Source organism: Streptococcus gallinaceus (assembly GCF_024170225.1).
GTDB classification, from domain to species: Bacteria; Bacillota; Bacilli; order Lactobacillales; family Streptococcaceae; genus Streptococcus; species Streptococcus gallinaceus.
In genome coordinates this window covers 250,063-261,925 of record NZ_JALJXU010000002.1, presented here as the reverse complement: position 1 = coordinate 261,925, position 11,863 = coordinate 250,063, and the positions used below count along the sequence as shown (strand labels likewise).

Annotated in this window: 12 protein-coding genes; 2 read left to right on the top strand and 10 right to left on the bottom strand. The window is 41.1% G+C overall.

Annotation, left to right across the window (positions count from 1 at the left end; genetic code table 11):
• The first annotated feature begins 68 nt into the window (after positions 1-68).
• The gene (locus J2T50_RS03745) at positions 69-260 is read left to right on the top strand and encodes a hypothetical protein (RefSeq protein WP_253363873.1); all 192 of its coding nucleotides are present in this window, start codon (positions 69-71) and stop codon (positions 258-260) included.
• Positions 261-308: 48 nt separating this feature from the next.
• On the opposite strand, the gene J2T50_RS03740 is transcribed toward J2T50_RS03745, so the two are convergent.
• Together J2T50_RS03740 and eno are read right to left on the bottom strand one after the other, a co-directional pair.
• Positions 309-944, bottom strand: coding sequence for an HAD family hydrolase (locus J2T50_RS03740; protein WP_253363871.1), 636 nt, complete (start codon positions 942-944; stop codon positions 309-311).
• A 112-nt stretch (positions 945-1,056) separates the two neighbouring features.
• Positions 1,057-2,364 (bottom strand): surface-displayed alpha-enolase, encoded by a 1,308-nt coding sequence (eno, locus tag J2T50_RS03735; RefSeq protein WP_253363869.1) that lies wholly within the window; start codon positions 2,362-2,364, stop codon positions 1,057-1,059.
• A 150-nt stretch (positions 2,365-2,514) separates the two neighbouring features.
• Here eno and J2T50_RS03730 point away from each other — a divergent pair, with 150 nt between their 5' ends.
• Positions 2,515-2,958 (top strand): DUF1694 domain-containing protein, encoded by a 444-nt coding sequence (locus tag J2T50_RS03730; RefSeq protein WP_253363867.1) that lies wholly within the window; start codon positions 2,515-2,517, stop codon positions 2,956-2,958.
• Positions 2,959-2,981: 23 nt separating this feature from the next.
• On the opposite strand, the gene serB is transcribed toward J2T50_RS03730, so the two are convergent.
• The 8 genes from serB to J2T50_RS03690 form a co-directional block, all read right to left on the bottom strand.
• Positions 2,982-3,629 carry a phosphoserine phosphatase SerB gene (gene serB / locus J2T50_RS03725; RefSeq protein ID WP_253363865.1) on the bottom strand — a complete coding sequence of 216 codons (648 nt, stop codon included), beginning with the start codon at positions 3,627-3,629 and terminating at the stop codon, positions 2,982-2,984.
• Between the two features lie 99 nt (positions 3,630-3,728).
• On the bottom strand, positions 3,729-5,453 hold the full coding sequence (gene ezrA / locus J2T50_RS03720) for a septation ring formation regulator EzrA (protein WP_253363863.1): 1,725 nt from the start codon (positions 5,451-5,453) through the stop codon (positions 3,729-3,731).
• A gap of 90 nt (positions 5,454-5,543) precedes the next feature.
• A complete protein-coding gene (gene gyrB, locus J2T50_RS03715; protein ID WP_253363861.1) occupies positions 5,544-7,496 on the bottom strand; it encodes a DNA topoisomerase (ATP-hydrolyzing) subunit B in 1,953 nt (650 codons plus the stop codon).
• 119 nt (positions 7,497-7,615) lie between these two features.
• Positions 7,616-8,164, bottom strand: a complete 549-nt coding sequence (locus J2T50_RS03710; RefSeq protein WP_253363859.1) for a DJ-1 family glyoxalase III — start codon at positions 8,162-8,164, stop codon at positions 7,616-7,618.
• Positions 8,165-8,175: 11 nt separating this feature from the next.
• The gene (locus J2T50_RS03705) at positions 8,176-9,405 is read right to left on the bottom strand and encodes an FtsW/RodA/SpoVE family cell cycle protein (RefSeq protein WP_253363857.1); all 1,230 of its coding nucleotides are present in this window, start codon (positions 9,403-9,405) and stop codon (positions 8,176-8,178) included.
• Between the two features lie 192 nt (positions 9,406-9,597).
• Positions 9,598-9,840, bottom strand: coding sequence for a type B 50S ribosomal protein L31 (locus tag J2T50_RS03700; RefSeq protein ID WP_222347959.1), 243 nt, complete (start codon positions 9,838-9,840; stop codon positions 9,598-9,600).
• A gap of 106 nt (positions 9,841-9,946) precedes the next feature.
• Entirely contained in the window at positions 9,947-11,188 is a 1,242-nt protein-coding gene (locus tag J2T50_RS03695; protein ID WP_253363855.1) for an NAD(P)H-dependent oxidoreductase, read from the bottom strand.
• A 15-nt stretch (positions 11,189-11,203) separates the two neighbouring features.
• On the bottom strand, positions 11,204-11,806 hold the full coding sequence (locus tag J2T50_RS03690; RefSeq protein ID WP_222347963.1) for an NADPH-dependent FMN reductase: 603 nt from the start codon (positions 11,804-11,806) through the stop codon (positions 11,204-11,206).
• Between the last annotated feature and the right edge of the window lie 57 nt (positions 11,807-11,863).

The window sequence follows — 11,863 nt, the reverse complement described above, 5'->3', positions numbered from 1 at the left end:
AGCACTTTGCTTGCATATTTCAGTCTTTTAGTGTTAAATAAAATTATCAATAATAAAGGAGATTCTCCATGAATCCAACAGAACTTTTCAACCAAGTAAAAGACCTTATTGCCAATAAAGACCTTGACGGTGCAAAACAATTCATCGAAGATCATAAAGATGAACTCGGTGACTATGTAGAACAAGCACAAGATTTACTGAAAGGCAACGATTTTGTAAACGATGCTCTTGATAAAGTAAAAGGCTTGTTTGCGAAATAATAGACAGAGGCTAGGAGTCGTTCCTAGTCTCTATTTTTTTATTGACAACTACTTTATCAACACATCTACTACTTCAGTCAAGGAGGAAACCACCCAATCTACCTTGTAAAGCGAATCTTCTTGATTGTATTTTCCCAAACCAGCTGGTAACCAAATAGTTGTCATCCCTAATTTCTTTGCCGGTATCATGTCATTGTCAATTCGATCTCCAATATAGATTGCTTCTTGGGGTAAGACACCTGCTAACTCCAAGGCACTTGAAAATATTCTCACATCTGGCTTACTGTAGCCAACTGCTGAAGAACTCAGTACAAGTTGGAAATAATCAGTAATCCCCCAATTTTCCAACCGTTCCGCCAAATTCTCTTTCTGATTTGCGATGACTCCCAGCCGATAGTCGCGCTGCAACTGTTCTAAAACAGCCTTAGTATCCGGGTATAAACAATCCGTGCTATGGTCCCACTGTGGCCGTTCAACACCTGCAATGGTAAAATAAGACCAAGTCTCCCGTATGGGATCTTGATTTTTTCGGGAATACTCGACCAACTTTTCTTCAAATTCATCTAATGTTACCACCCTACCTGCACTACTGAGCGTCTCGACGCACCTTTTACTAAAAAGTCGATAAGTCTCCCTTTCATCAACTAAAGTTGAACCCACATCAAAAAATATCCACTTTTTCATTCAAATCTTCCTTTTTCAAAATTGTTCTATAAAGTACTCACTTTAGTGTAACAGATAAATCTTCATAAAAGCAAAAAAGCTAGGAAATTTCCTAACTTTTCTTTTCTAAACCTTATTTTTTAAGGTTGTAGAATGATTGCAAACCTTTGTATGCTGCAACTTCACCAAGTTGATCTTCGATACGAAGCAATTGGTTGTATTTAGCGATACGGTCTGTACGTGACAATGAACCTGTTTTGATTTGGCCAGCGTTAGTTGCAACTGCGATGTCAGCGATTGTTGAATCTTCAGTTTCACCTGAACGGTGTGATACAACTGCAGTGTAACCAGCTTCTTTAGCCATTTCGATAGCTTCAAAAGTTTCAGTCAAAGTACCGATTTGGTTTACTTTGATAAGGATTGAGTTAGCGGCATTTTCTTTGATACCACGTGCAAGGTAGTCAGTGTTTGTAACGAAGAAGTCGTCACCAACCAATTGTACACGTCCACCAAGACGTTCAGTAAGAGCTTTCCAACCGTCCCAGTCGTTTTCATCCATACCGTCTTCGATAGTGATGATTGGGTATTTGTTAACCAATTCTTCAAGGTAGTCGATTTGTTCTGCAGATGTACGAACAGCAGCGCCTTCACCTTCAAATTTAGTGTAGTCGTAAAGACCTTTTTCTTTGTCGTAGAATTCTGATGATGCACAGTCAAAACCGATCATGATTCCGTTTTCGCCTGCTACATAACCAGCTGCTTCAATCGCTTCGATGATTGTTTCAACACCATCTTCAGTTCCTTCGAACTTAGGAGCGAAACCACCTTCGTCCCCAACAGCTGTTACCAAACCACGAGCTTTAAGGATTTTCTTAAGGTTGTGGAATACTTCAGCACCCCAACGAAGACCTTCTTTGAATGTAGGCGCACCAACTGGTACAATCATGAATTCTTGGAAAGCGATAGGAGCATCTGAGTGAGAACCACCGTTGATGATGTTCATCATTGGAGTTGGCAATACTTTAGCGTTGAATCCGCCAAGGTAGTTATAAAGTGGCACTTCAAGGTAGTCAGCAGCTGCACGAGCAACAGCGATAGAAACACCAAGAATAGCGTTGGCACCAAGTTTGCCTTTGTTTGGAGTACCGTCAAGAGCGATCATTGCACGGTCGATTGCTTGTTGATCACGTACGTCGTAACCGATGATTGCATCAGCAATTACGTTGTTTACGTTATCAACAGCTTTTTGTGTACCAAGACCAAGGTAACGAGATTTATCACCATCACGAAGTTCAACTGCTTCGTGTTCACCAGTAGAAGCTCCTGAAGGAACCATACCACGTCCGAAAGCACCTGATTCAGTGTAAACTTCTACTTCAAGTGTTGGGTTACCGCGTGAGTCAAGGACTTCGCGAGCGTAAACATCAGTAATAATTGACATTATATTACTCTCCTTTGAGATTTAATTTGTTACATTACTATCATACTGTAAAAACGCCTTTTTTTCAAGGAAAAATCGTTGAAATGCCTTATTTTAAACATGTAAACGTTTGCTCTTTGCAGGCTTTTTTAATTATGTTATAATCAGTTTATGACTGACTTAACAAAGATCATATTACAAAAATCCAGCGGTGAAAATCGCCTCAATCCAGATGAACAGCGCCACTACATGGGAACTTTTCGTGAACGAGTTGTTTTAGTTGTACACTTCTCGGATGCGGTTGAAAGCCAATTTCAAGACAAATTTGCCACCATCTGCGAGCACTATCTAGCAGAATATCAGCCACTAACCCTGAAAATTTCTCCCAAATTAACGGATGCCCTCCAGATTTCTTACTTGAAAACTGCCCAAGAAAAAGGCATGACTGTCAGCATCATTGATGAAAAAATTGCTGAATCGCCTTTCGCACTTCTCCTTCACACAGACCATGCTGTTGATGTGGAAAACATTGAACTATCTGACAAATTCATTGCCGCAGCAGAGGAGAAAACTGCTGAAAAAGTTCCATTTTGGAAGAAAATTTTTTCTCGCTAAATCGTTAAAAAGCTAGGATTTGCCTAGCTTTTTTGACTGTCTAAAATTTCAATAACCTTGTACAGATCTTTTTCATTTATCTGAAAAGGAGTCTGCTCGCGTACAATTGTTTTGGCACAAAAAGCAATACCGATGCCCGCCGCTTGTATCATAGGAAGGTCATTTGCCCCATCTCCCATGGCAATGGTCTGAGCCATGGTCAACCCATTCTCAGCGGCCCAAGTCTCAAGCATCTGCCTTTTGACATCCTTGGTCACTACATCCCCCAATACTCGGCCTGTTAACTGGCCATCTACAACCTCCAAATGATTGGCTTTAACATAGTCCAATCCAAGTTGTTCAGCCAAGCTATCGACCGTTTCATGGAAGCCGCCTGAAACAACGCCAACTTTGTAGTCGCGACTATGCAATTCATCAACTAATTTTTTAGCACCTGGCGTAAAATGAATCTTCTTTAAAATTTCTTGAAAGACACTCTCTGGTAGCCCTTTTAAAAGGGCTACTCGTTTATCTAATGCCTGACGAAAATCCAATTCCCCTTGCATGGCCCTTTCTGTAATATCAGCCACCTGACTGCCAACACCCGCGATATCGCCCAGCAAGTCGATTCCTTCTTCCATAATTAAGGTAGAATCCACGTCCATAACAAGCAATCCTTTGATATCCTTCATACTACACTCCAAACTTTTTCTTTTCTTAAATTGTACCAAATTTTCAAAACGATGTAAGATTCATGCAAAAATATACAAAAAACTGGATAAATCCAGCTTTTAATAGCGAATAGCTTCGCGAGTTTTTTCATAAGAATTCACAAAACGTTCTGTTACACCAGGTTCAACAGTCTCAAGAGCAAATGAGATTTCTTCAAATGAAGCTTGGTAATCGTAGTCTTTTTCAAAGATAGCAAGAGCACGAGTAAAGGCTTTTTGAACTGCTGGATCAAATGAACGGTAACGGTTTGAGTATTGCAACAACTGCTCTGTTAATGTAGCATTTTGCACAATTAAATAAGCACTTTCTTCCAAATTATGGATGTCAAATGTTGCATTTTCAAGTAGACGATTAACAGCCTCGATATTGATGCGTTTGTAATCCAACTCTGCAAGCAATGTTTCAACATGATCACTTGTACGGAAGAAAATAGCAAGAAATTCTTCTGGAATGCCAGGCAAATTACGTTTTTCCATGTAACGCTTCAAGGTATGCAATTGATTGATATAAGTTGCTGCCTTGTTACGAGCGTTTGTTTCAGATGTTTCTTGCGATTGCAAGTATTCTGATAAAATCAACTGCTCTTCTTCCATCTCTGTCAAGGTCACATTGGCATGTTCCAAACGTTCTTCCAAGATAGAGTAAGCAACTTGTGGTGCGTCTAACTCTTCAACGCTTTCAGCCACCACTTGCTCAATGTTAGCGATACGATTTGACAATTGCTGGATACGTGACAATTTGCTTTCAGACAAAAGATAAGAATGGTTCAAGCGCTCTGCTTCTGCTGTCAGTGTTTGTGTATTTTGAACTGCATGTTCTACAAACTTCGGAAGTGTCTTGCTCAACTTGCTTGTAGCACGATGAGATTCGATTTCTTTTGTAAAAATCTGGTAAAGATGATTGATACGCTCTTGAATTGTTTGATTTTCAACTTCTGCAGCATCCAAATCAAATGAAACAATCAAAGCAGTATTTTCACGAATCGCAACTCGAATATCTTGGAATTGTGTTTCAATATCAGCCTCAGTGAAGAGATAGTTCTCTTCAATCAACTTACGATAACCTGTTTCCAAGTCATCTAATTGATCTGGGAAAGCTGTTTCGACCTTTTGAATCAAATCAGGAATACGGTCCATAATCTGATTGAGGGCAATCATGTGCTCCTCTGTCTTGTCCAAGATTTCAGAAGCTTCGATTGGGTCACCTGATGAATTGAGCATAACAAACTCTGAAAATTCAACTTCAATATTTTTCAGTTGTTTTTCCAACTCAGGAAGTGTTTCACCATAGGTTTCTGTATTTTCACGAACAGATGCTTGCAAGGTATCAAACAAATCCAAGGCATGTTTGACGCGACCAGAATTTTTTTCTTCCTGCTCTTTCAAGTCTTGCAAACCGTGGCGGATTGAAGTGATGTCCTCTTCTACCAAATCAATCTGGCTTTCAATGCTAGCAATAGCATTTTTAGCACTCATAAAGCGGAATGAATTGTTAAACCCTTCAGCTTCAAAGATATGATTTTCAATATCTGCAAAAGAATTGAGTGACAAGTCAACCCATTTTTGATTCCACTCACGGAAACTGACCTGACTTTGGCCAATCAAGTGAAGATTTTTCACTGCTTCCACTTCGTCATTGACTGGAAGGTTGAACAAGTCTTCTTTACGTTCTTCCAAAGCAACCAAACGGTTATCATTGTGCTTACGCACAATCAGCCCCGCTACATAAATAATAAGTAATATAACAACAATCGTAATGATTAAAAAGATTGTTCCACTAGACATGTAAATCTCCTTAGATATTAGTATTTACTAGACAATATCGCTTTATTATACCATACTTTTCTAGCATATGCACTTGATTTTTTTAGAATCTTAAACGTCAAGTGTGGAATAGACGGCATTTTCTTCGATAAATTCACGACGAGGCTCTACTTTGTCTCCCATGAGCATATCAAAAATCTTATCCGCTTCAGCCGCATCATCCACTGATACACGCGCCATCAGGCGATTTTCTGGATTCATGGTTGTTTCCCACAATTGGTGGTCATCCATTTCTCCAAGACCTTTATAGCGCTGAATAGTTGGTTTTGAGCGACCTTCACTATACTTATCTAAGGCTGCTTGCAATTCTTCTTCCTGATTGACACCCGGTTGAATGTATTGCTTAATTTCTGAACCTACTTTTACACCGTAGATAGGTGGTTGGGCAATGTACACATAGCCAGCTTCGACAATTGGTCTCATGTAACGATAGAACAAGGTCAGCAAGAGTGTTCGAATGTGGGCTCCATCGACATCGGCATCGGTCATGATGACTAATTTCTGGTAACGTGCTTTTTCTACATCAAATTCTGCACCAAAACCAGTTCCCATAGCAGTAAAGAGGCTACGAATTTCTTCGTTGGCAAGAATCTTATCCATGCTGGCTTTTTCAACATTGAGGATTTTACCACGAATTGGCAAAATAGCCTGAAATTCACGATTACGTCCTGACTTAGCTGAACCACCGGCAGAGTCCCCTTCGACGATGAAAAGTTCAGTTTGTTTTGGATCGTTGGAAGCACAGTCCGCTAGTTTCCCAGGCAAGTTCGAAATTTCTAAGCCTGATTTTTTACGGGTCACTTCACGCGCACGTTTGGCTGCGATACGAGCCTTACTTGCTAAAATCCCTTTTTCAACAATGCGACGTGCAACTTGAGGATTTTCTAGCAAAAAGTCTGAGAAGGCTTCTGAGAAGAGACGGTTGGTGATTTTAACCACTTCGCTATTTCCTAGTTTGGTTTTGGTTTGCCCTTCAAACTGAGGATTTGGGTGCTTGACGGAGATAACTGCTGTCAATCCTTCACGCACATCTTCACCTGTCAAGTTGTCTTCGTTTTCTTTAAGGATTTTATTTTTCTTCGCATAGTCGTTGATGACACGGGTCAAGGCTGTACGGAAACCTTGCTCATGCGTACCACCCTCGTGGGTATGAATATTGTTGGCAAAACTGACAACATTTTCATGGTAGCTGGTAGTGTATTGCATGGCTACTTCAACAGTAATGTCGTCCAACTCACCATCTGTATAAATCGGAGTTTCAAAGATGACATCCTTGCTCTCATTGAGGTACTCAACGTAAGAGGCAATCCCACCTTCATAGTGGTATTCCTTGCGCTGCTCCAACCCTTCACGTTTGTCTGTAATGGATAGGCGAAGACCACGATTGAGAAAGGCCAGTTCTTGAATCCGTTTGTTTAATTTGGCAAATTCAAACTCAGTTGTCTCAGTGAAAATTTCTGGGTCTGGGGTGAAATGAACAGTTGTCCCAGTACGATCTGTCTCACCAATGACTTCAAGATCCGCAACGACCACACCACGCTTGTATTCTTGGTAATGAATCTGATCGTTTTTATGCACTTTAACATCCAACTGTGTAGATAAAGCATTTACAACGGAAGAACCAACACCATGAAGACCACCCGAAACTTTATAGCCGCCTCCGCCAAATTTACCTCCCGCGTGGAGAACTGTAAAGACGGTCTCGACCGCAGGACGACCTGTTTTTTCTTGAATATCGACAGGAATTCCACGGCCATCATCCACAACGGTGATTGAATTATCTGGCTCAATATATACCTCAATGTGACTAGCAAATCCAGCCAAGGCCTCATCAATGGAGTTGTCAACGATTTCCCAAACAAGGTGGTGAAGCCCCTCTTTTGAGGTCGATCCGATATACATACCGGGACGCAAACGAACAGCTTCTAGACCTTCTAAGACCTGAATCTGACTGGCATCATACTCCTGTGCTTTTTCCTGTAATTCTTTATTTTCTTCTGTCATTACTCTTCCTTTTCAGGCTAAAAAACGCCTATAAATATTACCCTTGATTATATCATATTTTTTCAAAAAATCCCAGTCAGACATAGCAAAAAGGGGAGGTTCCCCTCCCCCTTATTTTTTCACTTAAATAAGGCTGTATAAACCATCCGTTCTGCTTGTTCTTGGCCATTTCCTCCAAGCAAGTCAACCAACTTATAAGCAAAGGCTAAGCTAGTCCCTGCACCACGACTGGTAATGATAGAGCCATCCACAACAACGATATCCGAACAATGGTTCCCGCTACTGATCGTCTTTTCTTGACCTAGGAAACAAGTATAAGACTTGCCTTCCAACAAACCAGCCCTATCCAATACAATCGGTGCTGCGCAGATGGCTGCAATCCATTTTCCAGCTACGGCAGCTTCTTGCACCTGCTCAATAAGTCCTTCATGGTCTCGAAGGTTGGTTGACCCCGGCATTCCCCCTGGTAAGACAATCATATCAAATTCGGCTAAATTCCCGTCAAACATTTTATCTGCTTCAACGGTAATACCGTGTGAACCTGTAACGGATTTCCCCAGCAACCCAATCATTTGACAGTCAATGTCCGCACGACGCAAAACATCAACTGGTGTCAGAGCTTCGATTTCTTCAAAGCCAGGTGCTAATAATACTGCTACTTTTGCCATGTTAAGCCTCCTTATTTTTCGACACGCTTGATGGTAATTTTTTGATAAACACGTGATTTACTACGACGTCGATCGTCAGATAGATTGTGCTGGTAGGACATAGACATAATCAAACCAACACCTAATAGATTGGAAATAATGGACGAGCCACCTTGTGAGATAAAGGGAAGCGGAATCCCTGTCAGCGGTAACAGTCCCGTTGCCGCTCCTATATTTTCAAAAACATGGAAAAGCAGCATCATGATGTAGCCAGTCGAAATATAGGTGTAAAATCGATTGTTAGACTCTAACGTTATCCGCAACATGCGGTAAATGAGCAAGAGATAGAGAACGATAACCGTTGCTCCGCCGATAAAACCAAAATCTTCTCCAATAACCGTGAAAATCATATCACTTTCACGCACTGGAATCAGCAAGTTGGTTTTATTGAAGCCAATCCCCGAAATACCACCACTTCCAATCGCAATCAAACTTTGAGCCTGTTGATAAGTTGTAGACTGGGCATTTTTAAACGGGTCCAACCAAGCTGTAATCCGATTGATTTTATAGGTGTCCATCCCGAGATTATGCAGTAAAGCTGTCCCGCCAGGTGCTGTAAATAGGACAATAAAGGCAATGCCAGCCACACAAGCAAGACCTACAATAGGCCATAATATTTTCCAGGAAATGCCTGAAATCAAGACCATCCCTGCAAATATGGCTAAAAATACCAAGGCAGTTCCCAAGTCACTCTGCAGATAAAGCAGGACCAAAACCGGTAAAGTACAGAGTAAAAGATAGCCAATCAAGAGGAAATCTTCTTTGATTGTCCGTTTGGGATGCCGTTTGTGGAAACCTACTGTTAACCTCGCCATCATGACAATGTAGGAAATTTTCATGAACTCTGACGGTTGGAAAAGTGTAACCCCTCCTACAGTGACCCAGTTTTGAGCCCCCGTCGATGCGACTAAACTTGGACTGTAAAAATAAAGCGGCAATACCATCAAGCCCAGTCCCAGCACATAGAGTATCGGCGTAACTTTCCACAAAAATTTGGTATTGAAAAACATCACCAAGGCTGCTAGTGCCACACCAATCAGCATCCACATAATCTGTTGTCCAACTACTGGGGCCAACTTGGCTGGATAATCCTGACTAACGGCAATGTAAATCGCCATCACACCAATCAGCAATAAAAAAAAGACTGGCACCAATAGGGGATAATCAATCCGATTGACTACCGACCCTTTTGTTCGATTCATAGAAACTCCTCATACTTTCAATAGGTATTATTTACATTATAGCAAAATCACCTTCAAATTTGAACTCACAGGCTATGAAAATCATCAACCAATTCTACCCGGTCTTGAAAATCGTTTTTCGTCCAAAGTTATTTATAGCTGTTGTCTTGCTTGAGGGATGACAAAGAAAAAACAACCCATAGGGTTGTTTTTTTATTTGAGACCGTATTTTTTGTTGAAACGATCCACACGTCCATCTGCTTGAGTGAACTTTTGACGTCCAGTGTAGAATGGGTGTGAGTCTGATGAAATTTCCACACGGATAAGTGGGTAAGTTTCACCTTCAAATTCAACAGTTTCGTTAGTGCGTTTTGTAGAACCACTAAGGAACTGGTAACCAGTAGTTGTGTCTAAGAAGACAACAGGGCGATATTCTGGATGGATATCTTTTTTCATGTTAAAAATTCCTTTCTGCCATGGACTCTTTTCCGAGCCATAGATTATAACTCTGCTAGTATATCACAATACGAGATAGAGTTCAAGCTTTTTTGCTTATTTATTTTTAGGTTGCTGAAGCGCCTGTATCTGCATCAGTTGCTGCGTGTTCAGCAGGTGCATCGGCACCAGATGCTCCTGAATCTGCATCTGTATGTCCGTGTCCACCGTGACCAGCTGCTGGTGCGTTTCCGCCAACCAATCGTTGACCGGTCGTTTCAAGATACCAATCCAACCATGGTTTGAAGTTGAAGATGATTTCATTGATACCAGCATAAGAACCGTCTGGATAGTACATAGCTTGGTAATTGTGAGTGTTGATGATTTCTGGTGGTGTACCTGGAACGATTGTCCGTACATATTCTTGGTTACCGTTACGAAGGGTCCCAATCACCCATTCCACATTTTTCATGCGGGCTGGTGGCAAGGTACCGTGAACGGTCGCCATGCGGTTTCCAACTTGCTCAGGAACACGTTTACCAAGCATTGTGTCTGGGTCTGGATGCTTGTCATTATAGTAGAGGAATTGGTTGTTGTCGTCGGCATATGTCAATTCGAATGGCATAGCTTTCAAGAACATATTGAGCTGGTTGACTGTCAAGAGACCGTTGTCCAATTTGACATAAGCATCCCCTTCGACTGCTCCTACTTGAGCTGCGGCCTTATCCAACCATTCCGGATCATCAGGGTCAATCCCTTTAATTGTGGTAGCGATAGAACCTTGGCAATGCAAGTCTTCCTGTTCAATTGGTCTTGGCTTTTGTAATTTCGAGACAACTTTTACATATTTGATAAAGTTGTCTAAGCAGGTTTCAAGGAATTTCACTGTACCCTCGTTTATAATATTTCCATTGTCATCAAAGGCTTCTTTCGCTTTTCCAAGTAAAAATTCATTTCCTGGCAGGGTATAGGCATTGACACCTGGCGCGTCTAAAATCTTGCGCAAATGAACTTGGGCACGTGACGTACCTTGATCATAATAAGAAGCGCCGACAATCATCACTGGTTTGTCTTGGAAAGGATGCACGGCAAATGAAAGCCATTCAAGCACGCTCTTCAAGGCTGCTGTAATCGTGTGGTTGTGTTCTGGTGTTGCAATAATCACACCGTCTGCACGGGTAATTTTATTGTAGAGGAGACGGAGTTGGAAAGATTCTTCCCAATTTTCATCCTGATTAAACATTGGAACTTGGTCAATTTCTAACAATTCCAATTCAAATTTGGTTTTGAATTTACGACCGATAAATTGCAAGAGTTTACGGTTGTATGATTCCTCGGCATTTGAGCCTACAATTCCGACAAATTTCATAGTCTTTCTTCCTCCTTACAAGCTTTCCCAGTCAAAGTTTTCAGCTTCTTTGTGCAAAAGATCTTGTGCATTTGACAATTTTCCAGTAATTTTCACAAAGAGACGGAAATCGTCAAAAATAGCTTCCAACTTGCTAATGGTATCTAAATCAACCAACTCACCTTGGCCGTTAAATGCCTGCAAGGCATGAGAAAGTAAAAATTCATCTGGTAAAACAGTCGCCTTGATCTCAGGTGCATTCAAAATTTGACGCAATTGCAATTGTGCACGTGATGAACCAAGAGTTCCGTAAGAGGCACCCGTAATCATTACCGGCTTGTTGAGGAGTGGATAAATGCCGTAAGACAACCAAGCCAAGGCACTCATGAGTACCGCTGGGATAGAATGGTCGTATTCAGGTGTTCCGATAATCACTCCATCTGCGGCGCTGATTTTCGCAGCGATTTCCAAAATGGCTTCTGGAACTTTCTTATCGGCCGGTTTATTGAAAATTGGTAGATCCTTGATCTCAATCACTTCAATATCCGCTTTATCAGAAAAGTGCTGTTGAATATAGTGTAGCAATGTACGATTCGTAGATTTGGCAGAGTTTGTGCCAACCAAAGCAATCAATTTCATAATAGTATCCTTTCCTCCTACATTTGCAGAGTATACATATTATATTACTATTTTTTA